This window comes from Streptomyces sp. NPDC031210 (genome assembly GCF_055570395.1).
The window spans coordinates 127,576-151,046 of record NZ_JBVIHH010000009.1; the positions used below are offsets into that span (position 1 = coordinate 127,576).

Annotated in this window: 22 protein-coding genes and 4 pseudogenes; 12 read left to right on the forward strand and 14 right to left on the reverse strand. The window is 67.6% G+C overall.

What is annotated here, in order from left to right:
- Positions 1-64 precede the first annotated feature (64 nt).
- The 7 genes from ACZ45Z_RS18405 to ACZ45Z_RS18435 all read right to left on the reverse strand — a co-directional run bounded on the left by ACZ45Z_RS18405 (position 65) and on the right by ACZ45Z_RS18435 (position 7,465).
- The gene (locus tag ACZ45Z_RS18405; protein ID WP_468363182.1) at positions 65-1,141 is read right to left on the reverse strand and encodes a hypothetical protein; all 1,077 of its coding nucleotides are present in this window, start codon (positions 1,139-1,141) and stop codon (positions 65-67) included.
- A gap of 88 nt (positions 1,142-1,229) precedes the next feature.
- Complete coding sequence (locus ACZ45Z_RS18410; protein ID WP_468363184.1) at positions 1,230-2,147, reverse strand: methyltransferase domain-containing protein; 918 nt, start codon at positions 2,145-2,147, stop codon at positions 1,230-1,232.
- A 57-nt stretch (positions 2,148-2,204) separates the two neighbouring features.
- Positions 2,205-3,167 carry an ornithine carbamoyltransferase gene (locus tag ACZ45Z_RS18415; RefSeq protein WP_468363186.1) on the reverse strand — a complete coding sequence of 321 codons (963 nt, stop codon included), beginning with the start codon at positions 3,165-3,167 and terminating at the stop codon, positions 2,205-2,207.
- Positions 3,168-3,178: 11 nt separating this feature from the next.
- Entirely contained in the window at positions 3,179-4,246 is a 1,068-nt protein-coding gene (locus tag ACZ45Z_RS18420) for an ornithine cyclodeaminase family protein (RefSeq protein ID WP_468363188.1), read from the reverse strand.
- Positions 4,243-5,223, reverse strand: a complete 981-nt coding sequence (locus ACZ45Z_RS18425) for a diiron oxygenase (protein ID WP_468363190.1) — start codon at positions 5,221-5,223, stop codon at positions 4,243-4,245. Before ACZ45Z_RS18425 ends, ACZ45Z_RS18420 begins: the two co-directional genes overlap by 4 nt.
- Positions 5,220-6,281 (reverse strand): pyridoxal-phosphate dependent enzyme, encoded by a 1,062-nt coding sequence (locus ACZ45Z_RS18430; RefSeq protein WP_468363192.1) that lies wholly within the window; start codon positions 6,279-6,281, stop codon positions 5,220-5,222. The genes ACZ45Z_RS18425 and ACZ45Z_RS18430 overlap by 4 nt, the downstream gene beginning before the upstream one ends.
- Before the next feature lie 242 nt (positions 6,282-6,523).
- The gene (locus ACZ45Z_RS18435; RefSeq protein WP_468363194.1) at positions 6,524-7,465 is read right to left on the reverse strand and encodes a polysaccharide deacetylase family protein; all 942 of its coding nucleotides are present in this window, start codon (positions 7,463-7,465) and stop codon (positions 6,524-6,526) included.
- A gap of 377 nt (positions 7,466-7,842) precedes the next feature.
- Here ACZ45Z_RS18435 and ACZ45Z_RS18440 point away from each other — a divergent pair, with 377 nt between their 5' ends.
- The 7 genes from ACZ45Z_RS18440 (at position 7,843) to ACZ45Z_RS18470 (ending at position 14,279) form a co-directional block, all read left to right on the forward strand.
- A complete protein-coding gene (locus ACZ45Z_RS18440) occupies positions 7,843-9,024 on the forward strand; it encodes a M20 metallopeptidase family protein (protein ID WP_468363196.1) in 1,182 nt (393 codons plus the stop codon).
- Positions 9,021-9,560, forward strand: coding sequence for a GNAT family N-acetyltransferase (locus ACZ45Z_RS18445; RefSeq protein WP_468363198.1), 540 nt, complete (start codon positions 9,021-9,023; stop codon positions 9,558-9,560). Before ACZ45Z_RS18440 ends, ACZ45Z_RS18445 begins: the two co-directional genes overlap by 4 nt.
- Positions 9,561-9,624: 64 nt before the next feature.
- Positions 9,625-10,512 (forward strand): glutamate ABC transporter substrate-binding protein, encoded by an 888-nt coding sequence (locus ACZ45Z_RS18450; RefSeq protein ID WP_468363200.1) that lies wholly within the window; start codon positions 9,625-9,627, stop codon positions 10,510-10,512.
- Positions 10,513-10,608: 96 nt separating this feature from the next.
- On the forward strand, positions 10,609-11,256 hold the full coding sequence (locus ACZ45Z_RS18455; protein ID WP_468363202.1) for an amino acid ABC transporter permease: 648 nt from the start codon (positions 10,609-10,611) through the stop codon (positions 11,254-11,256).
- Between the two features lie 17 nt (positions 11,257-11,273).
- The gene (locus tag ACZ45Z_RS18460; protein ID WP_468363204.1) at positions 11,274-12,224 is read left to right on the forward strand and encodes an amino acid ABC transporter permease; all 951 of its coding nucleotides are present in this window, start codon (positions 11,274-11,276) and stop codon (positions 12,222-12,224) included.
- A 70-nt stretch (positions 12,225-12,294) separates the two neighbouring features.
- Positions 12,295-13,209: an ectoine hydroxylase gene (thpD, locus tag ACZ45Z_RS18465; RefSeq protein ID WP_468363206.1), complete on the forward strand. Its 915-nt coding sequence runs from the start codon at positions 12,295-12,297 to the stop codon at positions 13,207-13,209.
- 80 nt (positions 13,210-13,289) lie between these two features.
- A complete protein-coding gene (locus tag ACZ45Z_RS18470) occupies positions 13,290-14,279 on the forward strand; it encodes a hypothetical protein (protein WP_468363208.1) in 990 nt (329 codons plus the stop codon).
- 592 nt (positions 14,280-14,871) lie between these two features.
- Here ACZ45Z_RS18470 and ACZ45Z_RS18475 read toward each other — a convergent pair.
- Positions 14,872-15,297, reverse strand: a complete 426-nt coding sequence (locus ACZ45Z_RS18475; protein ID WP_468363209.1) for a MarR family winged helix-turn-helix transcriptional regulator — start codon at positions 15,295-15,297, stop codon at positions 14,872-14,874.
- A gap of 71 nt (positions 15,298-15,368) precedes the next feature.
- Positions 15,369-16,250 (reverse strand): NmrA/HSCARG family protein, encoded by an 882-nt coding sequence (locus tag ACZ45Z_RS18480; RefSeq protein ID WP_468363211.1) that lies wholly within the window; start codon positions 16,248-16,250, stop codon positions 15,369-15,371.
- 105 nt (positions 16,251-16,355) lie between these two features.
- On the opposite strand from ACZ45Z_RS18480, the gene ACZ45Z_RS18485 reads away from it, so the two are divergent.
- From ACZ45Z_RS18485 to ACZ45Z_RS18495, 3 genes and pseudogenes are all read left to right on the forward strand, one after another.
- Entirely contained in the window at positions 16,356-16,835 is a 480-nt protein-coding gene (locus ACZ45Z_RS18485; protein WP_468363213.1) for a MarR family winged helix-turn-helix transcriptional regulator, read from the forward strand.
- Between the two features lie 249 nt (positions 16,836-17,084).
- Complete coding sequence (locus tag ACZ45Z_RS18490; protein WP_468363215.1) at positions 17,085-17,582, forward strand: GNAT family N-acetyltransferase; 498 nt, start codon at positions 17,085-17,087, stop codon at positions 17,580-17,582.
- 191 nt (positions 17,583-17,773) lie between these two features.
- Positions 17,774-17,872, forward strand: a pseudogene (locus ACZ45Z_RS18495) (transposase); the annotation flags it as partial.
- A gap of 238 nt (positions 17,873-18,110) precedes the next feature.
- Here the strand turns inward: ACZ45Z_RS18495 and ACZ45Z_RS18500 are convergent.
- From ACZ45Z_RS18500 to ACZ45Z_RS18510, 3 genes and pseudogenes are all read right to left on the reverse strand, one after another.
- The gene (locus ACZ45Z_RS18500; protein ID WP_468363217.1) at positions 18,111-18,848 is read right to left on the reverse strand and encodes a VOC family protein; all 738 of its coding nucleotides are present in this window, start codon (positions 18,846-18,848) and stop codon (positions 18,111-18,113) included.
- Positions 18,849-19,291: 443 nt separating this feature from the next.
- Positions 19,292-19,393, reverse strand: a pseudogene (locus tag ACZ45Z_RS18505) (hypothetical protein); the annotation flags it as partial.
- A gap of 69 nt (positions 19,394-19,462) precedes the next feature.
- The gene (locus ACZ45Z_RS18510) at positions 19,463-20,353 is read right to left on the reverse strand and encodes an NmrA family NAD(P)-binding protein (protein ID WP_468363219.1); all 891 of its coding nucleotides are present in this window, start codon (positions 20,351-20,353) and stop codon (positions 19,463-19,465) included.
- 48 nt (positions 20,354-20,401) lie between these two features.
- Here ACZ45Z_RS18510 and ACZ45Z_RS18515 point away from each other — a divergent pair, with 48 nt between their 5' ends.
- Positions 20,402-20,770, forward strand: coding sequence for a MerR family transcriptional regulator (locus tag ACZ45Z_RS18515; protein ID WP_468363221.1), 369 nt, complete (start codon positions 20,402-20,404; stop codon positions 20,768-20,770).
- 243 nt (positions 20,771-21,013) lie between these two features.
- Here ACZ45Z_RS18515 and ACZ45Z_RS18520 read toward each other — a convergent pair whose 3' ends face one another.
- Positions 21,014-21,961: an endonuclease/exonuclease/phosphatase family protein gene (locus tag ACZ45Z_RS18520; RefSeq protein WP_468363223.1), complete on the reverse strand. Its 948-nt coding sequence runs from the start codon at positions 21,959-21,961 to the stop codon at positions 21,014-21,016.
- Between the two features lie 641 nt (positions 21,962-22,602).
- On the opposite strand from ACZ45Z_RS18520, the pseudogene ACZ45Z_RS18525 reads away from it, so the two are divergent.
- A pseudogene (locus ACZ45Z_RS18525) lies at positions 22,603-22,944 on the forward strand (VOC family protein); the annotation flags it as partial.
- Positions 22,945-23,065: 121 nt separating this feature from the next.
- Here ACZ45Z_RS18525 and ACZ45Z_RS18530 read toward each other — a convergent pair.
- Positions 23,066-23,368, reverse strand: a pseudogene (locus tag ACZ45Z_RS18530) (Tn3 family transposase); the annotation flags it as partial.
- Positions 23,369-23,471: the final 103 nt, after the last annotated feature.

A 23,471-nucleotide genomic window follows, 5' to 3' on the forward strand; every position in this document is an offset into this window, starting at 1 on the left:
GGGGCCGCCCTTGAAGAAGCAGGCCCGTTCCCACGCCGCCGCACTGCGGGCGGGAGCCGGACCATCAATCGTGGATCACGCGTACCTCGCCTGACGCCGTGTTTCGGAGAGCGTGGGTTCGGATGAGGTGGGCCACTTCGGACGTGGTGTAGCCACGCTCGAAGTGCTGGGGTTCGGCCAGCATCAGTGAGACCAGCCGGTGCAGGGTGGAGGCGTACTCCTGCGCTGTTCCGTCCCAGGCCGTCGCGTCCAGCATCCACGGTTCGGTGTCCGGAGAGAGTTCCGCAGTGCCCTCGCGCAGCAGCGATTTGGACAGTTTCGCCCCGGAAGCGGAGAGCACTACAGGGGTGAAGACGCGTGGTGGCGGAAGACTGTCCGGGTAGCAGAGGAACGCCTCATCCAGAAGCCGGCAGCCGCTCGCCCAGTCCGCGCCCTTGATGATGACGGGAAGCACCCCGCCCCGTGCGGCAACCCGTTCCTTCACCAGGTTGCGATGCAGCGTCGTCACCCCGATGTATGCCTCGCTGTCCGGCTGGACGTCGACCTCGTACCGTCCGTGGTCGAGGCACACCGCGACGAAACGGGCCCTCGTCGCATCCGCGGTGAGCAGCTCGGTGTGCTCTCCGTACTTCTGCAGCCAGCCGCATTGCGGGCAGGGGAAACTGATGGGCACCTGCCCAGTGGACGGTGCCAGGACCCAGCGCAGCTGCTCCCGGCGCGCGAGCGACTGCAGGAACTCCTCACGGAAGGGACGGCTGCGCTGCTGGTGAGTGTAGGTCTCGGTCTCATAGGGCACGCCGGTGGCAGCGGACAGCGCATCGAAGAGGTCACCGTAGAAACGTTTGGTCAACTCTCTGATCCGGTCCGGTCCTAGCGCATGGTGGTAAGAACGCTCGTATCGCGTACCGGTGCGGGGGCACTGACGGCTCTGGTACGCCGTGTTGTCCAGCGCACCGAACCGGAGCACTGCCCGCACACCGAAGCGTTCTCTCGCGGCTTGGGCGAGCAGGAAAGCCGCGGTCTGCATGACGTTGGTGCCCAGGTGTGGTGCTCCATTGATCTGCACTCCCGCGTACAGGGCGATCCCAGTCGCTCGGCGGCTGCGCAGCTGCGGGCGGATGAAGTCGATGCTGTGCTCCACGGCGTCCACGGTGACACTGACGGGCGAGACCGGGGGCGTAGGGGCGGAACCGGGCACGGTGGAACCTCTCTTCCGGCAGACAAGATGATCACCAGTGGTGGCGTACGGCGGCGGGCGGCAGATCCAGCACCCGGACCGGCCACGCGGTGGCAGGTGCGTCGTCGTTGTCCAGAGCCTCCAGCCGGGTGGTGCGGGACCGCGCTGCCGTGCGCAGCAACTGCATCAGAGCCTCCCCCGCGTTCAGGTCCGCAGTGCGGGGAGGACCTGCCCGCCGGCAGGCCAGTCCGACGACAAAGTATGCGGGCGTCTCCGGTCCGGACCGCCACAACACCGCCTCACCCTGTTCCTCCAGTGCGTGCACCCGATGCGGGTGGTGCAGGGTGAAGTCGCCCAATGGAAGCGGGCACAGCGTTACCGATGTGATGGAGTACCCCGCGTCTTCCAGCATTTTCACCGCGCGCCGGGGGCTGGAGTAGCTGCCGAACGTCAGCCCAAGGTCGCTCTTGAGCGCCTGGCCGTGTCCAATGATCGCCCCGGCCCATTTCAGGCCATCGCTCCCTCCGCTGATGGACGGGCGCAGGAGGTCGACGTCCGGAGTGAGGGGCACGTAGGGCGGGTTGCTGGTGACGATCAGGGGGCGGGGTAGCGGGGCAGCGGTTGCGGCCAGTTCGTCGGTGGACAGCAGCGCGAAGTCCGCCAGGGCGAAGGTGACGCGATGGTCTCCGTCGCGGGAGGCATAGTGCCGGCGGGCCCACTCCAGTGTTTCCTTCCCGGAGTCGACGCCGTGGACGCGTGTTGCTCCGGCGCGGGCCATGGCCGCAGCTGCGGCGCCGCTTCCTGAACCGAGGTCGAGGACAGTGCCGCCGTGTGGCGGCAGGAGATCCTGGACCACCCATACGCCGATCTCTGTGTCGGCCGGTTCGAAGAAGACCTCGGGGACACGAGGTGGCACCAGGTCGTCCGCCGTCAGATGGGTGTACGCGGTGACACGGGAGATGTCCGGCATGCCGCTCTCATTCCTGATCCAAGTGGTGCTCGTCGTCCCAGGCCGGGCGGCCTCGGATCAGCTGGAGGCATGGCCGGCTGTGTTCTCCAGCACGGCCATGGCACTGGGCAGTTTCATCGCGGCTTGCGTCCACGCCAGGGAGTTGGGCCCGTCGAGCACCTCTCCGGCGACCTCGTCACCACGGTGGGCGGGCAGGTCGTGCAGGAATGCTGCCCGCGGCCATCGGCGCATCAGCGCGGCGTCCACGTGGAAGGGTCGGAAGACCTCCCGCCACGCAGGGTCGGGCTTGCTGGTTCCCGTGGTCTGCCAGCGAGTGGTGTAGATGACGTCCACACCATCCGGTGCGGCCGCCAGGTCGTGGACCTCCGCCAGGGAGGCACCCGTGGCGTCGGCCCGTCGTCGGGCAGCGGCCAGTACCCCTTCCGGCAGTCCGTATCCGGGCGGGGTGGCGAACGTGATGTGGGCGCCGGGGATTGCGGTGATGCCGTACGCGAGTGCCACGGCGGTGTTGTTGCCCTCACCGATGTACAGCAGGCGGATGTCGCTCAGGTCGCCGTGGGCGAGGGTGAGGGTGGCCAGATCGCACAGGCCCTGGGTCGGGTGCTCCTCCGTCGCCATCGCGTTGATCACGGGCAGCCCGCCTTCCCGGGACAGTTCGCGCAGCTCGTCGACGGGGCCGGCGCTCCGGACGACGAGCATGTCCAGCATGGCGCCGAACACCCGGCCGGTGTCGCCCATCGATTCGCCGGTGTTGAGCTGGAGGTCGTGAGGGCCGTAACCGATCGGGGCGCCACCGAGGCGTACGGTGCCGACGTGGAAAGCTGTGCGGGTGCGGGTGGAGGTGCGGGTGAACAGCATGCCGACCACCCGATCGCGCAGGGGGCGGCTGTGGGCTTGTCGGTCACGGAAGAGTTCCACCGCCCTTTCGGCGAGTTTCATCAGGGCCGCGGGCTCCAGGTCCGCGAGGGAGAACAGCCCGCTCTCGTGACCGGTATCGGGGCGGGGGTTGACCTCGTGCATGGGGGCCTCTTTCAGTAAAGGCGCAACCGCCGGCCGGTCCCTCGATGTGTGGCAACTTCGTGGACGGCGTTGAGCAGGGCGACGTCCAGGACCGCCATACCGAAGGGATTGCTGATGACGTGGCCGGTGCGGGGCCTGATTGCCTGCACCTGACCGGTGATCACCTGACCGAGTGTCCCGTTCAGTGTCCGCGCAGGCGCCGCCCCCCTGTTGTCCGCGGCCTGTGGGTGGTCTCGGTTTCCGGGGCCGCGGGCGGTGATCCGTCCGTCCTTCAGGAGAGCGCCCAGGACGCGGCGGGGGTTGTCCGCCACCAGGGTGACATCGTCCACGTACAGCGCTTCTGCGGTCAGGAAGGCGTCGGGCAGCAGGTCGGCCAGTGACACATGGGCGACAAAAGTGCCCGGTTCGAGCCATGCGGTCGGCACATAGCCGGTATCGGCCGTGGTCGTGGTCACAACGACGGAGGCGGCCCCGACCGCTGCACGGGCGCTGGGTTCGACATGTGCCCGCAGGTGGGGACTGTGCTGCCCGAGCCAGTCCGCGAGGCCGGTTGCCCGCGCGGGTACCCGGTCGTAGAGATGCACGGACTTGGCCTGCGGGAATGCTTCGCCGAGCAGTTCAAGATGGGTACGCGCCAATGTGCCGCAGCCGATCAGCGTGAGCGCATCCCACTCCGGCGGCCCCAGGTGCCGCAGGCTCACCAAGGTGTAAGCCGCTGTGCGTGCGGCGCTCAGCCAGCCGGCTTCGGCGAGCACCACGGGCCGAGCGGTGTGGTGGTCGAAGAGCATGCCGATGCCTCCGGCCCGTTCCATGCCGAGCGCTGGGTTGCTGGTGGCGGCATTGATGAGTTTCATCCCGCGAACCGGCGCCCCGTCGCTGCCCTGCACCGCGCCCAGCATCGCCAGAGAACGACAGTAAGCGCCGGTCTCGTTGGTCCACGGCAGATACCCTTCCGCGGGCATCGCCACGGCACCCTCGGCGTGTTGCCGCAATACCTGGGTGACGACTTCGCACAGGTCGACCTCGGACGCGCACTCCAGTACCGTCTGGCGGTCGAGAAAGAGCAGGTCCTCGCTCATTCACTGTCCTCCCCTTTGCGCTCGCCCGGTCGATGTGTGTTTGCGTGTTGTTCCGGCAGAAGTCCTGCGTTATGGAAGGACTCGCGCCCTCCAGGCACTTGCAGTACTCCGGTCTCCTCGAACAGGCGCACCGAGTGCCGGGCTGCCCTTCGGATGCCTGCTTCCACTTCCGTACGCGGGTAGGAGTCCCGGACGACCTCCTCGGCCGTGCGCTGCGGCAGCCCGGCCGCGACCAGGGCGGCCCGGACCGGTCGCAGGTCCGGCAGCAGACTGGAGCGGATCAGCTCGGGCAGGCAGCGGGCGACACGGGTGCGCAGCGAAGAGGGGAGCTGGATCCACAGATCGCGGAAGAAGTGCGAGAAGAACACATGGTGCCAGCCCTCGTCGCGGGCATGGTCGCGCACGATCTCCCGCACGACCGTCAGTACCTGCTGGTCCTTGGGTATGTCGTTGAGGATCGCGGTGATGAGGGTCTCGAAGACGACGACCTGCAGGAGCTGGGCGAGGGCGGATTCCCCCGAAAGCGCCCGGTCTCCGACGGCGTCCAGCTGGTCACGGAAGTACGTGAAGTCGTAAGGGACCGGCATGACGCCGGAGGCGTCGGATATCTGCTGGATGACGTCGAAACTGTAGAGCGCGTGGTAACCCTCATCGCAGTAGATGCGGTAGGCATCAAGCCGTGTGTCCGCACTGGCCTCGACGCCGCTGCGGCCCCCGGCTATGCGATCCGTTGCCCGGTTCACCACCTGCGTCTCGAACTGAGCGGTGAAGCTGAGGTACTGGAAGAGGTGCCGGGCGAAGAGGGCCGCGCGGGCATCGTCCGGCAGGCCACGCACCACAGGATGGTCGGCATAGGGTAGGAGGGCGGGTGGGAAGTACATCTGGCCCGCCTCCAGTTCGCCTTGGAGATGGCGCCGCGGGCCGTTGCGCACGCCGGCTCTCGCGTACCAGTCGCGGTCGCCGCCCTGCGCGGTCATGGGCGCACCTCTCCGAGGGCCGTCTCGGCGACGGCGGAGTCCGGCTGACAGGGATTCAGGGTGAGCATGTCGATGTCCTGGCCGACGTCGATTTCGGCCAGGGCGTGATCGCGGCGCCAAGCGGGCGAGTACACGGTGTCGGTGTACCGGTCGGCCCCGTCCGGGCAGAGGCAGGCCACACTGGTGCGCCTCCTCTCTGCGCGGAGCAGGTGAAGAGCTGCTGCGGCAAGGGCACCGGAACTCGGTCCGACGCGCAGGCCAGTGGTCTCGCACAGCCACCGGCAGGTGCTGACGGCCTCTTCGGGCGTGATGTGCACAGTTGGCTGGTGTCCGTGCGGCAGGAAAGTGGAGGGGCGGCTCGCGCCGATGCCGGACAGGACCCGATTTCCCAGCGAACCGCCGAGGGCTGCCGATCCTGTCACGTCCACGCCGACCAGTTCCCAGTTGGCGCCGGACACGGCGGCGAACCGGCGGAACCCGGCAAGTGTGCCGCCGGTGGAGACCGCGACCAGGACGCTCATCCGGCCTTCCCCTGTCTGCCGGTGCAGTTCAGGCGCGGTCCAGGTGGCATGGGCGGCGGGGTTGGCCGGGTTGGCGTACTGGTTCGGCCAGACGAGCCCGGGCTCGTGTCGTAATCGTTCCTCGATGTACTCCAGCCGGTTGAGCAGGTAACCCCCCGCCCCGTCCGGCGTGTCCACGGTCACCACCCGGGCTCCCAGGGCCCGCACGTCGTCCAGCAGCGATGCGCTGATGCGCGGATCCACCACTGCGGTGAACGGGACTCGGTACGCTGCGGCGATCGCGGCCAAGGCCAGGCCGAGGTTGCCCGAGGTGGACTCGATGACACCGAGCGCCGGGTCGATCCGGGAGGCCACGTCCTGCCACAGCGCCAGTGCCGTACGTCCCTTGATGGATCCGTACGGGTTGTACGACTCGAGCTTCAGCCACAGAATGCGGGGCACGCCGTCGATCAGCAGCCGCACAGGCACGACCGGGGTGGGCGCGCAGTAGCCTACAAGTTCTTTCGGCAGACCGGTACGGCCATTGGAGACCCACAAAAAGATTCCTCCACAGTTCGCATACCTGCTGATGCTGATGCCCTGCGCCGGAATTTGTGGAATCCGAGCTGCGGAACTCCGCGATCAGCTTTCACTGGTCACTGACGGAAACTGTGCTGACGGGCAACCGTAGGCGGGAGGGTTGCGACCCACAAGAACACATTCGCGCCACCGGACGGGCCGCTGGAAGACCGTAGACCGTATGCCGCCTGTGCTCACCTTTTACCAACGGTACGGTGCGCTCATGTACGGGACTTTTCTGCCGACGTTGCGGCATTCGCTTTCACATAGTTGGCGATCTGTGCGTGCGTCGCATACCAGACGTCTTGGCGCTCGGCGATGTGGTCCAGCAACGCTTTGAGGATGACTATGCGCGACCGGTGGCCGATGACGTGCGGATGCATGGTGAGTTCGAACAGCCCGCCTTCGGCGTACGCGGCATCGAACTCGTCCTGCCACAACCGCAGAACGTGGCGCGGCGCCGTGTACGGGCGCACCGCGGTGTACCGATCCATGTTGAAGTAGACCGCGTCGTCACGGATCCACTCCGGCGGAATCTCCACCAGCCCCGTCGGCTCCCCGTAGGAGAGGATCTCGTACGGTTCGTCGTCGGCCATCAGGGACGAGTCGTAGCACAGGCCGAGTTCACGGCTGATGTCCAGGGTGTGTTCGCTGAAGTCCCATGAGGGGGTACGGATCCCGACCGGCCGCTGGCCGGTGATCTGCTCAAGGGTGTCGGTGCACCGGAAGGCGAGGTCTCGTTCGTCCTTGTAGTGAAGCTCCATGTTGCGTTCATGGATCCAACCGTGGATGCCGACTTCGTGCCCTCGTTCGACGTACCCGCGGGCTTCCTCCGGGCGCAGCAGTGCGCAAACGGCCGGCATGAAGAAGGTGGCCGGGACGGAGTGCCGCTCCAGCAGGGCCAGGATGCGGGGAACACCCACCCGGGCGCCGTATTCGCCCTGTGACAGCTTGCCCGGCATGACGTGTCCGTCCCGCAGCGGGATCGTCTCGTGGTCGGGATCGAAGGAGAGGGCCACGGCGGCCTTGGCGCCTTGTGGCCACCGAGCCGGCTTGAGGCTGCGTCCCGCGCGGGCTCGCTCGACGTGTCGGCGCCATTCGGTCTCCTCCCATTGCCAGGGCTGCCGTGCTGCGCTCTCTGCCTGTGCGTCGGACGTGGCCATGGTCGGACCTCGCTCCCGTCTCGGCCTTGTGGGTACGCCGGGAGAAGGATGGCAGCGTGTCAGGAGGTGGTCACGAGCGCGAATACGCCATGGTGTGGCCGCCACGTTGGGTGACCGAAAACCACGGTCGTGTTTCCTGCCCTCTGTCGGATCGGATTACCGCTCCCTATCGTGAGTTACCGCTGTCACCCGCTCATACGCCGACGACCCAGCGGTGCCTGAGGAAGGAAAGCCATCCCATGACAGCCTTCGGCAGTACCGGCACGCCCACCACGCCCACCACGTCACCGGTACTGCCGGTGACAGAGGGAGGGCGGTCCGCCTTGGGGGCTTGGTCATCACCGGGCGGAGACGGAATCCTCAAGGAAGCCCGCCGGTTGGCGACCGACGTTGTGGGCCTGCGTCGGGCACTGCACGCCTGGCCGGAGACCGGGCTGCAGTTGCCTCAGACGCAGGAGCGTGTCCTGCAGGCGCTGGACGGCCTCGGCCTGGACATCCGTACCGGACAGCGGCTGTCCTCGGTGACGGCGACGCTCGACGGCTCCGACGACGGGCCCACCATTCTGCTGCGCGCGGACATGGACGCTCTGCCCCTGCGGGAGGACACCGGCCTGGCGTTCGCCTCGCAGACTCCCGACGCGATGCACGCCTGTGGACATGATGCCCACACCGCCATGCTGGTGGGCGCCGCACGGCTGCTCTCCCGCCGCCGGGACGAGTTGGCCGGACGGGTGGTGTTCATGTTCCAGCCCGGTGAAGAAGGCCGGCACGGTGCCCGTCACATGATCGACGAGGGCGTGCTCAAGGCCGGCGGCCGAAGGGTGGACGCCGCTTTCGCGCTGCATGTCACGCCGAACCTGCCCAGCGGCGTACTCCGGCTGCGTCCCGGCCCGCAGATGGCAGCTTCTGACAGGGTGCGCATCGTGGTGCGCGGCCGAGGCGGCCACGCATCCGCTCCCGACACTGCTTGTGATCCCGTTCCGGTGGTCTGCGAGATCGTCCTGGCCCTGCAGACGGCCGTGACCCGGAGGATCCCGGCCGCCGATCCGGCCGTTCTCACGATCAGCCGTCTGTCAGCGGGCTCGTTCCCCGGCATCATCCCGGAGACAGCCGAACTCGCCGGGACCGTGCGCACGCTGACGGCAGCGACCCGTGAGCGCCTGCTTGCCGCGGTGAATCAGGTCGCCGAGGGTGTGGCCGCCGCGCACGGCGCGGCAGCGGAGGTCTCGGTCGAACCGGTGTATCCGGCCACCGTCAACGACTCGGAGTTCGCCCATTTCGTCCTGGATACGGCAGCGGAGGTCCTGGGCCCGGACCGGGTGAACGTACTACCGGCTCCCGAGATGACCGCGGAGGACTTCTCCTACGTCCTGTGCGCCGTCCCTGGGGCCCTTGCCTTTCTCGGCGCGTGCCCACCCGGGCTGACGCCCGATACAGCCCCCGCGCTGCACTCCAATCGGGCCGATTTCGACGAGGACGCCCTCGCGTCCGGTATCGCCTGCCATGCCGCCGTGGCCCTGCGTTACCTGGCCGCGCCTGTCCGGGACGCCGCATCGTGAACGCCCTGAACATCCGCGCCGCCCGCCCTGATGAACTGGATTTGGTGGAAGGGCTCTGGCTGGAGGCCAGTTGCTGGCTGGCCTCCCGAGACCTTGACCAGTGGCAGTACCCGCCCCGGCGGTACCGCATGGTCGACGCCATCCGAGCCCGCGACTGCCACCTCGCTTACCTGCACGGCCAATTGGTGGGAACGATCACCGTCCAGGAGAAGGCCGACCCTGAATGGTGGGCGCATGACGACCCCGCCTGCGCGCTCTACGTCCACGACCTGGTCGTGAGCAGGTCAGCCGCCGGTCAAGCGGTCGGCGCGGCCCTGCTGGACTGGGCAGGCGGGCTGGCCGTGAAGCAGCAGAAGCCCTGGCTCAGGCTGGAAGCCTGGAAGACCAACCACCTGCTGCACCGGTATTACGTGGCTCAGGGGTTCGAGCTGCTGCGGATCGTGGACCTGCCGCACCGTAATTCCGGAGCGCTCTTCCAACGGCACACCGGGGTCCTCGCCGCACCGGCGCCCGCTGACAGCGACATGGCGGGGTGACGCGGTGCCGAGGCCACGTTGGAACATTCGAAGGTCTCGGTGGCCGCGCCGGCGGCTCCTTCTGATGTGCGCTGGTCTTGCCGTGCTGCCGCTCGCGGCCTGTGGCCGGGAAGGCGTCCCGCCGGGCAGTACGGACCAACTGGCAAGTCGGCAGGCAGCCGGACTTCAGTACGCGCGGGCCCATGGCGTCAAGGTGAAAGGATCGCGCGCCTATGCCCGTGCCGTACGCCGGGGCAGCATCCGCGTGGGTGTGAAATCCGACCATCCGTTCCTCGGTTTCGAGGATCCGGTAACCGGCCGACGCTCAGGATTCGATATCGAGATCGCGACCATGGTCGCAGCGGACCTCGGATTCGCACCTGACCGCATCGACTGGCAGACCGTTCCGCCCCAAGGCCGCGAGACCGCCATAGCCCAAGGTGACGTGGACTACTACGTCGCCGCATACACGATCAATGACGAACGCAAGAAACAGGTCTCCTTCGCCGGCCCGTATTACCTCGCCGGCCAGGACCTGCTGGTGCGTAAGGACGACTTACGCATACGCGGCCCCAGCGACCTGGCGGGGAAAAAGGTCTGCACCGTTACCGGGTCCACGCCCTATCAGCGGATCAGCCGGCCACGTTACGGGGCCGACGTCATCTCCCACGACAGCTACGCCCAGTGCGTCCAGGACCTGGTGACGAAGGTTGCCGATGCCGTAACAGCCGACGATGCGATCCTGAAGGGATACGCGTCCCAGAACGCCGGACGGCTCCGCATCGTCGGGAACGCTTTCTCCGAGGAGCCGTACGGCGTCGGGCTGGCCCGGGACGACGCGGCGCTGCGTGCAGCGATCAACGACGCGCTTGAGCACCACATGCACAACGGCGACTGGCAACGCGCCTACCGTGCCACGCTCGGCCGGACGGGAGGCCCGCGCCCAAAACCGCCGCAAGTGAGGCGTTACTGAGCAGGCCCGTTGGCAGAGATCTCCGCACGCCGGCTGCCGCACCGCCTAGAAGGGACCGCTCGACGCCGCCCGACCGCCATCGCCACGGAGCCGCCCGTGCACATGCTGCTGGACAACCTCGACCTTTTCCGCCGGGGCTTTTTGGGAAGCGTCCGGCTGACCGCATCGAGCGCACTGCTCGCCGTCATCCTGGGTCCCGTGCTCGCATGCTTCCGCGCGGGCCCGGTGCCGCTGCTGCGCAACATGGGAGCACTGGCTGTGACGCTGCTGTGCAACACGCCGCTGGTCCTGCTCTTCTTCGGCGTCACACTGGTCCTGCCGATGCTAGGGCTGACCGGTCTCAGCTACTTCACGCTGGCGGTGCTCACCCTGGGGGCCTACTCCTCGGCGTTCCTGTGCGAAGCCCTCCGATCAGGAGTCAACACCGTGCAGGCCGGACAAGCCGAGGCGGCGCGTAGCCTCGGCCTCACCTTCTTCCAAACAGCCCGGCTGATAGTGCTGCCGCAAGCAGTGAGAGCAGCGCTCCCCCCGGTGAACAGCGCCATGATCACTCTGGCGAAGAACTCCGCCCTCGCGGGAGGCTTCAGCGTCTACGAAATGTTCAGCGTGGAGCAGACCCTGGTAGAGAAGGGCTACGCCATCACCACCATCTTCCTGTGGGTGGGACTGGCCTACCTTCTGCTCATCACGCTGATCAGCGCCGCTTTCCGGCTGCTTGAGAGCCGCCTGGCACTCCCGTGCTGAGCAGCCGGGCCGCCCCAGTGCTCTTCGAGCCCCCCGGACCGCGTGCCCGCCGCCGTCATACTCTGTACACGCTCATTGCGCTGGCCGCCGGACTGGCCCTCGGCGGTGCTGCACTGTTGCGCCTGACCGACACCGGGCAGTTCAGCGCCGCCATGTGGACGCCCTTTACCTACCAAGGAGTGCAACAGCGCATCCTGGTCGGAGTGCTCGACACCCTGAAAGTCTTCACTCTGGCCGCACTGCTCTCCCTGGCGATCGGTCTGCTGCTCGGAACCGGCACGCTCTCGCAGCACAGACTGGTTCGTTGGCCGACCACCGCCCTGGTGGAGTTCTTCCGTGGCGTTCCGCTACTCATCCTGATCTTCGCCCTCTACAACATGGCCTGGCTGCGCGTCCTCACGGACAAGACCGGCTCTGTACTGAACGGCCATCTCGGCGCAGTCGGGGCATGGACGGCGACTCACTTCACCGGCGTCACCTTATGGGCGCTGGCGACAGGGGTAGCCCTGTACAACGGCGCGGTGCAGGCGGAAATTCTGCGCGCGGGCGCGAAATCCGTTCCCACGGGGCAATGGGAGGCTGCCTATGCCCTGGGGATGCACAAGACGCAGGTGATGCGGTCTGTGGTGCTTCCGCAAGCGCTGCGCGCGATGCTTCCCAGCATCGTCGCTCAGATCGCCGTCACCCTTAAGGACACTTCCCTGGGCTTCATCATCATGTACGAGGAACTGCTCTACGCGGGCAAGCTCCTGGCCCAGAACATCGCCACCCCGAACGGCTATCCCTACCTCCCCGTTCTGTTCGTGGTGGGCTCGCTGTACCTGACGATGTGCCTTGCCCTCTCTCGTCTCGCGCACCGACTGGCCCGTCGCAGCGCTGCCCTGGGACCGGACCAGGGGGTGACCGCGCCCTTCCGCGACGGTCACTGGCGACGGCCGGGCACGTCCGCTCGATCTTCCGCGAACTGAGAGTTCCGATGAGCGGATGCAGCCATGCCCGCAAGGTCCGATCGTTCCCTTCCCGCAAGGAGGCACCACGATGACCGCAGTACATCCCACGCAGGCAGAAGATCTGTATCCGACCCGCACGGCGCGTGAATCGGTTCCCTTCGACCGACGACACCCCGTGGTCTGGGGTACGGACACCGACGGCCCGCTGAGCCCTGGAGAGCTGGCCGCCTACGGACGCGACGGGTACCTCTCCTTCGATGCTCTGCTCCCCGACGCAGAGGTCGCCGAGTGTCTCCAGGAAGTCCAGCGCCTGACGCGTGACTCGTCCCTGCGCGACGCCGGCCGGGTGGTCCCGGAGCCGGATTCCGACAACGTCCGCTCCGTGTTCGAGGTACACGTCCTCAGTGATGCCTTCGCCCGGATCATCCGCGCGGACGCGCTCGCCGGCATTGCCCGCCAACTCCTGGGGTCCGAGGTGTACGTTCACCAGAGCAGGGTCAACCTGAAGGCGGCATTTGACGGCTCGAAATTCGGCTGGCACGCGGATTTCGAAACCTGGCACGCGGAGGACGGTATGCCCGCCCCCCGCGCCCTGAGCCTGTCCATCGGGCTCACCGCTAATACGCCCTCCAACGGACCACTCATGATCATCCCAGGGTCGCATCACACCTTCGTTCCCTCCGTGGGCGAGACACCGCCCGATTACCACAAGCTGTCCCTGCTCGGAAAGAATCTCCCGGCGGGCCCGGCGGACCGCTCCGCGGTGACCACGCTCGCCCAAGAGCGCGGCATCCACCAGTGCACCGGGGCCGCAGGATCGGCGGTGGCGTTCGACTGCAACTGCCTGCACGCCTCGGCAGGGAATGTTTCCCCGTTCCCACGCACCAACCTGTTCGTCGTCTACAACAGCGTCGAGAACGGGATCGGCGCCCCCTACGCCGCGCCCCAGCCACGGCCTGCCCACTTGGCGAGCCGGGACTTCACGCCCGTTTCACAGGGCTGAGGGCTGAGGGCCGCCTCAACCGCCTCCAACCTGTCCGGCGGCCCTCGCCGGCAGTCACGGAGTGGCTCGTCGCTTGATCGATGTCGATGAGTTTGGAAGTCACTGACGGCCGGGCGGGCGGTTTGGGGCCCCTCGGTGAAGGCCCTGAGCTGCCTCCGTTGCCGTTCTTCCTCCGCGATGCGGTCACGGAGTACGGCTCGGTCGATGTAAGGAGCGACGGCGGCGAGGACCAGGCGCTGGAACTCGGCCGGATCGAGCGCATCGACCTCCCACTGCACTGGATGGCCGGGTTCGAGCCCGTACCAGCGCGCGAACCCGGCCCAGCGAGGGTCGCCGGCCTTCCCCGCAGCCGCGGGCAGCTCGTACTCGCGGACCTGGTCGTGCGTGATCAGGACCCGTTCCACGCGGCTCAAGCACGCCGTACGGACCGCCCACTCCCGCTCGATATCGGCGTGCCTCCCCCGTGCGGCGGAGGTGCTCCTCCTGCGAGCCGACGCCTCTTCCGCGCCCCGGCTCGTAGCGTCGAGATCATGCAATCCGAACCCGGGAAAACTCTCCTTCGCTGGGCATACGCTGCCGTCGCCTGGTTGGTGTCGAGCTTCGTATGGCACGTGCAGATGGGTGTCATGTACGAGGACACGATGGATCCCGACGACGGCACTCCGGTGTGGCTCTTCCTCTCTTACGACGCCCTCATCGTCCTCATGTCGGTCGTCGGTGTGGTGTGCGTGCTGGCCACAGTCAAACCATGGGGCCGACGTGCGCCGTCCTGGCTGGTGCACGTGCCCTTGTGGATCGGCTGCGCGGTACTGACGATGCGGGGCGTGCCCGGCCTCGTCGAGAACGTCACCATGGCGACGGCACTCACTCCGCACGGCCTGCTAGGGATGGAGAAGGAGGCCATTGACACAGGGTCATGGGACTTCTGGAAGACCATGGTGATCAACGGCTACTTCTTCCTCGGCGCTGTGCTCCTCGTTCCGGCCACCGTGCTGTCCCGCCGGAGTCGACGCACGGCGAAGGCGACGCGAACGGTGGAGGCAGCGCGGCCCGCCAAGACGCGCTCCTGAGAGCTGCCGGCCCCGAGCTTCTTGTCGTCTTCAGGGGTTGGCTTCGCCTGCGGCGAACGATCTTCTTCACCGTCCCTTGCACGGAACGCAGCAGCTCCCGCTCAGCCTCTTCCGTGCGGGCCTCGATGTTCCACTCGCTTGCAGTTGACGCAAGGGAGTCGTACTGGAGCGCCTGCCGGACCAACACCGGCACACGTGCCCATCGCGTCAGCAGCGGGTGCCTCCCGAACTCGGGTTCTGGCTCAACTTCTGTGACGCCGCCACGCTGGGTAACGGTTGATCGTCATAAGACGTTCGGGAAGTTGCCCGAACACTACGGGTGCTGCGCTGCCTTCGGCCCTTGCTGCTCTTCGCGAGAGCCTGCATTTGTGCGGGGCCTTGGAACACTGCATCAGAAAGCCGGACGTGACACCCTTGGCTTTGGCAGTGGCCTCGACAACAGCTCGGGCGAGGGCGACGGCTCCACGGTGGGCTTGGAAGCCGAGGCACGAGTGTGCCTCGGTGGCCACGGCGGCGATCCGCTCTGGCACGTCCGGGAAGGGTGGGCGGTCGACCTCTACCGGAGTCCAGGTGGCGGCTATCGCCGGCCGCCTCATGGCGTGGAGGCGGCGCCCGTCGCGGTTTCGAGGTTGCGGGTCATGCGTTCGAGGACGCGGACGGTCGTGCGGTACTCGTCCGGGGAGATGCCGGCGGTGGAGAGTTCGCGGAACGCGTCGACGCGCTCGGCGACGCGGGCCAGGCGCTGACGGCCATCGGGGGTGGGCGAGAGCCGGTCCGGCGCGGGACGGGTCGCCCAGCCATCGACGAGCACGGCGTCAATGGCGGCGGTCAGCGTGCGGACGTCAGCGTTGGCGGAGAGAACGGACAGTACTTCGGTGTCGGCGACCCCAGGGGTGTCGTGGATGACGTGGAGGATCTGCCAGGCGATCCTGGTGAGGCCGAATTCCTCCAGCATGTCGTTCATATAGCGGGTGAGGGCTTTGTCGGTGCGGTTGAGCCAGTAGCCGATGGGCTTCACGTTGACGTTCCTTCAGAGGTGTTGACGTTCTTTCAGAGGTAAGGGCAGGTGTGCGCCTTTGAGTGGGGATTTCACTGATTCGGCGCGGTGGGGGCCAGAAGTGAGGGCCACTGCTGGCCGGCGGCCCAGTCGGCGAAGCCGTGCCAGCCGACTTCGGGGTAGTCGCGTCGCAGGCCGGCGACGTCGACATCGAGGCCGACGGTGGTGAAGTACTCGAACATGGCTGCCAGGTCCGCGGATCGGGTACGGACGTGGGCGAGCGGGACCTCTTGGTGGGCGATCGGCCGGTCGGTGGCTGTCGCGAGGATCTCGGCGATCTGGCTGGGGGTGCACTCGTCGGAGGCGATGTCGATGCGGCGGCCGGCGAACTCGTCGCGGCGCTGGAGGGCCAGGGCCGCGAACGCGCCGATGTCGGCGGCGGGGATGAGCGTGAGTGGCCGGTCGGCGGGCATGGGCCAGGCGAACGTGTTGTCGCGCAGCCCGTCGAGGGTCCAGCCGCTGGCGTAGTTGTCCATGAAGGCCGCCGGGGCGATCACGGTCCACGGCACATCGGCTGTGTGGAGGTACTGCTCGACCAGGCTCTTGCTCTCATAGTGCGGGACCAGGGTGCCCCGGTCGGCGTGGGCGGCGGAGGTGAAGACGATGTGCCCGAGGCGGGCGGCCACCGCGGCGTCGACGAGGGCCCTGCCCTGCCGGGTTTCGGCGGTGGTGTCGGTGCCGAACGGGGTGGTGACCGCGAAGAGGGAGTCCGTCCCGGAGAGGGCGGCGTCGAGGGAAGCGCGGTCGTCGAAGTCGGCGTGGCGCACGTCGGCTCCCAGGCCGCGCAGGGCGTCGGCGGCGGGCGAGCCCGGGTGGCGGGTGAGGGCGCGCACGTGGTGGCCTGCGGTCAGCAGGGCGCGGGCCGTGGCTCCACCTTGGGCTCCGGTGGCTCCGGTGACGGCGATGGTGAGCATGGTTCTCCCAACAGCTAGAATCGATGCGCGACGCATTAACTGCGTCACGCAATAGACTCTACGACGAGATTGCTGCGCCGCGCAGTGATTTGGAGTGTGATCCAGGTGACAGGCTCGCGCCGGGCTCAGTTGTACGAAGAGTTGTCGAAGGAATCACGCCGCTACCTGGCGGCGTATGTGCTGTTCAACCAGGCCGTTGCCGACCACCTCGGGCTGCACCCGACCGACGTGCAGTTCCTGAGCCTGCTGACGGCCGAACCCGGACCGCGCACCGTGAAGCAGATCGCCGATATGACGGGCCTGACCACAGGCTCAGCCACACGGCTGGTGGACCGGTTGGAGCGAGGGGGCTACGTGGCCCGCACACCCGACCAGCAGGATCGCCGTCGGGTGTTGGTCGCCCCGGTCGCTGACCGCGTCGCCCGCGTCACCGCCGTGTGGGACGACCTCGGCCAGGCATGGGAGTCGCTTCTCCACGACCACACCGACGACGAACTCAAGGTGATCACCCAGCACATGCGACGTGCGTACGACCTCAGCCACGCCCAGATGCAACGTCTGCGATCCCTGCCGAAGCCGGACTGACCCCTTAGTGACATCTCATTGAGTCACCGGGGGGGGAGACGGCCCGCGACCGCAGCCGGTCCCGGGGCCGGCCTGTCTGTTGGATGCCTTGGCCCAGAGGAGGGTTGCTGCGATGTACAGGGCGGCTTGGCAATGCGGGCCCTCCTCGAAGCCCGGTGGTCGTCCGCGGTGGCGCCCGCGCCGCCTGGATCGTCCCGCGCCGACCGGTTGTAGCCTCGCCCTTAGCTGACCGGTTGTAGCCTCGCCGTTATGAGTTGGCTACCTGACGACTTCGTCCACCCCGTCCACGTGCCCGTGCCCGACACCGCGCTTCACCTGCGGCCGATCCGGGAGGCGGACACCGCGATCGACTACCCCGCCGTGATGGGCTCTCGCGAGCGCCTGTGGGAGATCTTCGGCCCGGCCTGGGCTTGGCCCAAGGAGACGATGACCTATGAAGAGGACCGCATCGACTTGCTGCGGCACGAAAAGGAGATAGCCGCGCACCAGTCGTTCAACTACGCGCTGCTGGACGAGGAGGAGACGGCGATCCTCGGCTGTGTCTACATCGACCCGCCCGAACGCACCGGCTCCGACGGAGAGATCTCCTGGTGGGTGGTGGACGACCTCGTCGGCAGCGAGGAGGAACGCGCGCTCGACGCGCTGGTGCCACAGTGGATCGCCGCCTACTGGCCCTTCCAGCAGCCCCGTTATCTGGGACGCGACATCACCTGGCAGGACTGGCTCGCGCTGCCACGCGCCTCGTGACACGTCCGAGGCGATGCCTGGATCGTGTTTTTGAAGATCGCCTGAGCGTTGTGGGGATGTGCCGTTGACGGATGCCCAGTGGGCGTGGATCGAGCCGTTGCTCCCTGACCGGTCGCCGCGTCGCGGCGGCCGGTAGCGCGATCACCGGCAGGTGATCGACGCGATCGCATGGAACCAACCAGACCGGCGCGCCATGGCGGCGCCTTCCGCCGGACTACGGGTCGTGGAAGGGCGTTTACACCCGGCTGTGCGACTGGGCGATCGACGGGACGTGGAAGCGGTCATGCTGAGCTGGTTTATGTGGATGCTGATGCTCGATGACCGGATCGACGACGGTCCGTGGGCCGGCGACGGCGTCTTTCTGGCCATGCCCGCCCACACCTTCCTCACCGCCATGGCATCAGCGGCACACGAAAAGGGGCTCTCCTGCTGTACGCGTGGATCAGGCTGCCGTGAGTCGGCGGCCGGGGAGGGGGCCCGGCACCGCGCACTGCCGCACCACCATGAGGGCGCGGACGGACTTCCGCGTCAGCCCCGGCCGAGGACGCAGAACTCGTTGCCCGCCGGGTCGGCCAGGACGACCCAGGAGACGTCACCCTGACCCACGTCGGCCCGTAGAGCGCCGAGGCCTTCGAGCCGGGCGACCTCTCTCGCCTGATCCTCGACGGGGTCGGACATCACGTCGAGGTGGATGCGGTTCCATACGACCTCGTCGTCGGGCGTGCGGCGGAACTCCAGGTACGGCCCGACGCCCTTGACGGAGCGCAGCAGGGCACGGTCGTCGGTCAGCTCGTGGACGGTCCAGTCGATCGCCTCGCCCCAGAACCGGACCATGGCCCGTGGGTCGGCGCAGGCGACGACCACGGCGGCTATCGGCCCGGTGTCCCGGTAGCGCTCCCGGGGCTCCAGGACGCTGAACACGTTGCCTTCAGGGTCGGCCATCACCGTCCACGGCAGGTCGCCCTGGCCCACATCGGCGGGCGTCGCGCCGAGTTGCTTCAGACGTGCGACCAACTCCGCCTGATGGGCGTCGGAGGTGGTGGCGAGTTCGATGTGCACGCGGCACTTCACCGTCTCCGGGTCCGGGACGCGGACGAGATCGATGCAGACGGCGGACGGGTCCGGCCAGTCGAAGCCCACGGGTTCCAGGTTGGTGACGCCGGGCCCTTCGCTGGAAACACCCCAGCCGAGCGCCTCCGCCCAGAACTGGCCGAGCGCCGAGTCGTCCCGGGCCTTGAAGTTCACCTGAACAAGTTGCAGCGTCATGCCGCTTACTTTAGGCGGTCCCCCCTCGGGCCTGCGTGCGAATTCATCGCTGCCTGTCAGCCCTGTGAGGGGTGGTTGGCGATCTGGTCGAAGTGCATGGTGATGGCCTTGGGGTCAGCCGCGACGTCGTCGATGAGGTCGAAGTTGGGGGCGGGTCGGCGATGTCCGCGAGTGCGAGTCCTGCCTCCGATGGGCGGTCACGTGTTCCCCCGGTGTGAGGTCGGCTTCGTCACCGCCAGGTTCGCGCGCCGAAGCCGGCTGGAGTGGGGCGGCTGGTCCCGCGAGCGGCGAACCGGGCGCGGGCCCGGCGCAGGACCCCGACCCCGGCTTTCTTATCGGAAGTGCTTCGGGTGCCGTGACACCGTGCGGCGACTGACCGAGATTCCCTCTGCCTGAAGCGCGAAGACGAACCGGGACGCCGACCGCGTCTGGGTGCGCCGGAGTTACTCGATCCCGGCCACCACCTCGGAGTTCGTGACGGCCGGCTGTCGGTGCGGTGTTGAGGGGCGGTCCAGCAGGCCGAGTTCACCGTGCCGGCGGTAGCGGTTGACCCACTGGTCCGTCCTTGCCTGCTGCGGTCATCACGTCGGTGGGAAGCTGATCGACAGGACTGATCACGTCTGCCGTCCGAACTCGCCTCGGTTGTCGGCGGCCCACCGAGCAAAGGTGCGGGACGGCCGGCCGGTGAGACGTTGGACATGGTCTGTGATGAGGTCCGATTCGAGTCGTCGCACCGACGCCGCGATCAGGGCATCGACAAGCGGCTCCGGACGACCGTCCGCCAGCATTCGTGCCCGCGCGAGATCCGCCGGGACTGCTTCGAATCGCACGTCTCGTCCGAGTTCGGCGCCAAGGATGTCGGCCTGCTCAGCTCTGCTGAGAAGCTCGGGTCCGGTCAACAAGTAGGTGTCGCGAACAAACCCGTTATGGTGCCCGAGCATGACCGCCACAGCCGCCGCAGCGACATCACGCTCGTCCACGACTGCTGTGCGCTCAATATCCGGGCCCCTCACCACATCACCCGATCGCAACTGTGCCGCCCAACCACGCGTGTTGGACGCCAGGGTGTCGCTGCGCAACACAGTGGGACAAAGCCCCGCACCACGGAGCAGGGCTTCCATATCCGCGTGCACCTGAACGATCGGATCGCTTTGGCGATCAGCGTCATCGTCGATGGCTGTCGAGGACAGGTAGACCAGGCGCGGTGCCACTGCGGCGAGCTCCGTGATCAGCGGCTCAGCAGCGGCGCAGTCCAGCAGGGGCCAAACGAGAAAGACGGTGTCGACTCCGACGAGTGCTTCGCGAACGGAAGCGGGGTCTGTCAGGTCGCCGACCACCGACTCCACGCCTGCGTGCGACGCGCCGGTTTGGCTGCGATCGAGGCGCCGCACAGCCGTCTCGTGGGTTACGAGACGCGCGACGATCTCACGGCCGACGTTGCCTGTAGCGCCGGTTACCAGGACCGTTCCGGCCGGAGCATCACCAAGACAAGTGGAATCATGCATGCTTGAGAAGCTAGAGGTTCAGGTCGACCTGAAGGCAAGGGGCGAGTGATGACGATCGGCGAAGCCGCCGCGCGGCTCGGCGTCGAAACACACGTCTTGCGCCACTGGGAACAGGTCGGGGCACTCACCGTGGGCCGAGACGCGAACGGCTACCGCGTATATGACGACGATGCCTTGGAGCAGGCACGAACCGTGCTGAAACTGCGGCAGGTTGGGCTCTCCCTGCCCGAGGTCACCGCCGCGATGGCTCCGAAGAAATCAGAGGCGCAGAAGGTCGTGAGAGCGAAGATCGCAGCGCTCGAAAAGGAAGTCATCAGCAGGCAACAGGCGATCGTCTTCCTCCAGCACACTGTCGAATGCCGCCACCGATACCTCGACGAGTGTCCAGACTGCGCGACCTTCGCCCGTGAGCCCTGACCACTTCGGGTCAGGGACCGTGGGAACGACGCCGACCAGCCCTCTTGATCAGTAGCAAGGCCGGCGTCGACAACGCCTGGACCCGCAACGGCCAGAGGCTCAACGGAGCTGACAGATTGCAGGCTGGGGCTGGGCAAGGCAGCCCACGCCCCAGCCTGGAGGGTGTGTTCCACGCCGCCTCCCGAAGCGGCGGTCGGTACCTGGTCAGACACCGTCACTGCTGCGAAGGCGGGCGTGGGTCGCTCAGAGGTGGAAGGTGGTGAGGACGGCCAGGTGGTCGGAGGGCCAGCCCGAGCCGCCCCCGAAGGTGCGGGACGTTACGGGCTTCAGCGAGCCACCCCTGTGCAGGATGAAGTCGATGCGGTCCTGCGGCTCCGGTTTGTTGCCGTAGTCACTGTTCTTCTTGGTCACAGGAGACCAGGTGTTCCCCGGCACCTTCGCAGGGCTCGGGTGCAGCTCACGGTAGGAGTCCTTGAACCCCTTGTCCGCGAAAGCCTTGGTCGCGGGCCATTCGACCGCCGAGTCGCAGTGCTTGGCCTTGGTCCCCTCGGTCCAGTCCAGATGGGAGGGCGCGTTGAAGTCCCCCGCAACGACCGCCGGTGCCGAGCCGGTCCACTTGGCTATGTCCTGGGCTTGGGCCTTGCGGCTCGCCTCGTCCGCGTAGATCTGCTGGTAGCTGTCCTCGTCGAAACAGGCGTTGTACGGGCCGTACTTCGTGTAGTCGAGGTGAATCGAGTACACCCACACGCCCTGGATCTTCGCGGCGATCGCCTTCGCCCCGGAGGACTCCTTCGAGAACGAGTCGGTCTTCTCGATCGCCTTCTTGCTGATGACATCGACGTCCGTGCCGCTGGCCGTGTGGTACTTCCACCCCAGTTTGCCCGCGATCTCCTTGGCGACCGGGCTGGAGGATTCCTGCAGCGCGACGACATCGGCGCCGGAAGACTTGACCTGCTGCGCAATCTTGTTGACGCCGTCCGACACCTTCGCGCCACCGTGCCAGGTGTTCAGACTCATCACCTTCAGGGACTGGGCGGACGAGTCCCCGCTCGTGCCGGCCCCACCGTTGGAGGCCGCCACCGCGGTCGCGGCCACGGCCAGTGCCGCCACTCCGCCGGTCAGGCCGAAGACGAAACGCCGCTTGTTCCTCGCGTTGTTCGCGTTGTCCGAGTGCTTCGCGCTCTCACTCACGTGGTGCTCTTTCCTCTCGTATGCCGGAAGAACCGGCAGGTGTGGGGGGATGAAGCCAGGCGACGGCCACTCCGTCCGTCACCCATGAGGCTCCCGTCCGGCGCCTCTTGCCGGAGGCCGGAGACCTAAACCCGTTCCCACGCCCGGCGAAGGGGCCTGTTACAGCCTGTGACAACGCAACCGCCCGTCAACCCGCGTCTCGCGCGAACAGCCACATCAGCGGCTTGCTGTGGGCTTGGCCTGGGCGTTCATGGAGGTCCATGAACATCCTTCCCGAGCCTCGGGCCCCGAGCCCGAGCCCCGAGGCCGCGCCCGAGCCCCGAGCGACTGCAGCGAAGCCTCGCCCTACCCTTCCTTCCCTCCTTCCCTCCTTCCCTGTCGGCCGAGCTGAAGGGAGAGCGACGAGTTCCCGGGGAAGGTGGCTCTGCTGAGGCAGGAACTTGGGGGCCTGGCCCGAGGTTCGGTCAGTGCTCCCCCACCGGCAGGCGATTCGGCGCCATGGGCCGCGCGGGACCACCAGCCGTGGCCGGCCCCACCGGCCTGAGTGGTCGCCGCTACAGCTCTTGCCCCATCGATGCCCAACTCGGCGAGGGCGGCGCGCTGCTCGGAGGTGAGCCTGTCCTACCTCGTCTTGGTATTCGAGACCCACACGCCCGATCGCCGCGGTGGTCGTCGACTGCGCGGACCCGCGGGCGATGGCCCGGTTCTGGGGCGAGGCGATGGACCGGACCCTGCACGAGGTGACCGACGATCATGCGCTGCTGCGCTCCGTCAAGGGTGCCGGCCCGTATCTGGAGTTCCTCAGCACTCCCCATCTGAACGACATGTGGAAGCGCGTCCATCTCGACCTGGCGCCGTACCCCGTCGACGGTCAAGTGGCGGAGGTGGCCCGACTTGAGGCCCTCGGCGCGAAGGCCGCCGTGCCAGGCTGCCGGCGGGCGGGCGACCCCTGCACGTGTCCGCAGCCGCAGACTGGTCGTGACGATGTCCGGCCGCCAGTACCCGGCCGAGCCCAGCAGCCGGCTGGGACCGGCCGCCGCCCTCCACACCGCCTCGTGCACCACGTGCGGCGCGGCCCGTACGACAAGCCGTGGCGCCGTGTCCTCAGCCTTCGGTGTCCTCCTCGTTCGGCAGTCTTCGGTGTCCTCCCGGTTCAACCGCATCCGGGTCGCGCAAGGGCCGCATGCCCTGGCCGGCCCGCTGGCCTTGATGTTGAACAGGTAGCGGTCCAGGAAGTTGATGTGCCGGTCCTTGAGCGGGGAGAGGCAGGCGACGTCCTCGTCCTTGATGTCGTGGCCCTCGGCGCGTAGCTGGGCGACGGCGGCGGCCGGGTAGCTGGGGCGGGTGTTCCGCAGCACGACGGCGTTTGAGGACGAGGGCGAGGGCCGCAAGCTGGTCCTCTGTCCCTCCCTCTACGCCTGGCGGATCTGGCCGCGGCCGCATCGCCCCCCCACGGGCCCGCCCCTGCCGGGGGCGTCGGTATTGGTGATGGTGACGCGTACGCCGGGTT

Coding starts and splice junctions, on each gene's coding strand:
- ACZ45Z_RS18510 (WP_468363219.1), bottom strand. CDS start 20,353: ATGCATGATTCCACTTGTCTTGGTGATGCTCCGGCCGGAACGGTCCTG.
- thpD (WP_468363206.1), top strand. CDS start 12,295: ATGACCGCAGTACATCCCACGCAGGCAGAAGATCTGTATCCGACCCGC.
- ACZ45Z_RS18450 (WP_468363200.1), top strand. CDS start 9,625: ATGTGCGCTGGTCTTGCCGTGCTGCCGCTCGCGGCCTGTGGCCGGGAA.
- ACZ45Z_RS18470 (WP_468363208.1), top strand. CDS start 13,290: ATGTCGATGAGTTTGGAAGTCACTGACGGCCGGGCGGGCGGTTTGGGG.
- ACZ45Z_RS18410 (WP_468363184.1), bottom strand. CDS start 2,147: ATGCCGGACATCTCCCGTGTCACCGCGTACACCCATCTGACGGCGGAC.
- ACZ45Z_RS18515 (WP_468363221.1), top strand. CDS start 20,402: ATGACGATCGGCGAAGCCGCCGCGCGGCTCGGCGTCGAAACACACGTC.
- ACZ45Z_RS18480 (WP_468363211.1), bottom strand. CDS start 16,250: ATGCTCACCATCGCCGTCACCGGAGCCACCGGAGCCCAAGGTGGAGCC.
- ACZ45Z_RS18435 (WP_468363194.1), bottom strand. CDS start 7,465: ATGGCCACGTCCGACGCACAGGCAGAGAGCGCAGCACGGCAGCCCTGG.
- ACZ45Z_RS18490 (WP_468363215.1), top strand. CDS start 17,085: ATGAGTTGGCTACCTGACGACTTCGTCCACCCCGTCCACGTGCCCGTG.
- ACZ45Z_RS18500 (WP_468363217.1), bottom strand. CDS start 18,848: ATGACGCTGCAACTTGTTCAGGTGAACTTCAAGGCCCGGGACGACTCG.
- ACZ45Z_RS18420 (WP_468363188.1), bottom strand. CDS start 4,246: ATGAGCGAGGACCTGCTCTTTCTCGACCGCCAGACGGTACTGGAGTGC.
- ACZ45Z_RS18415 (WP_468363186.1), bottom strand. CDS start 3,167: ATGCACGAGGTCAACCCCCGCCCCGATACCGGTCACGAGAGCGGGCTG.
- ACZ45Z_RS18425 (WP_468363190.1), bottom strand. CDS start 5,223: ATGACCGCGCAGGGCGGCGACCGCGACTGGTACGCGAGAGCCGGCGTG.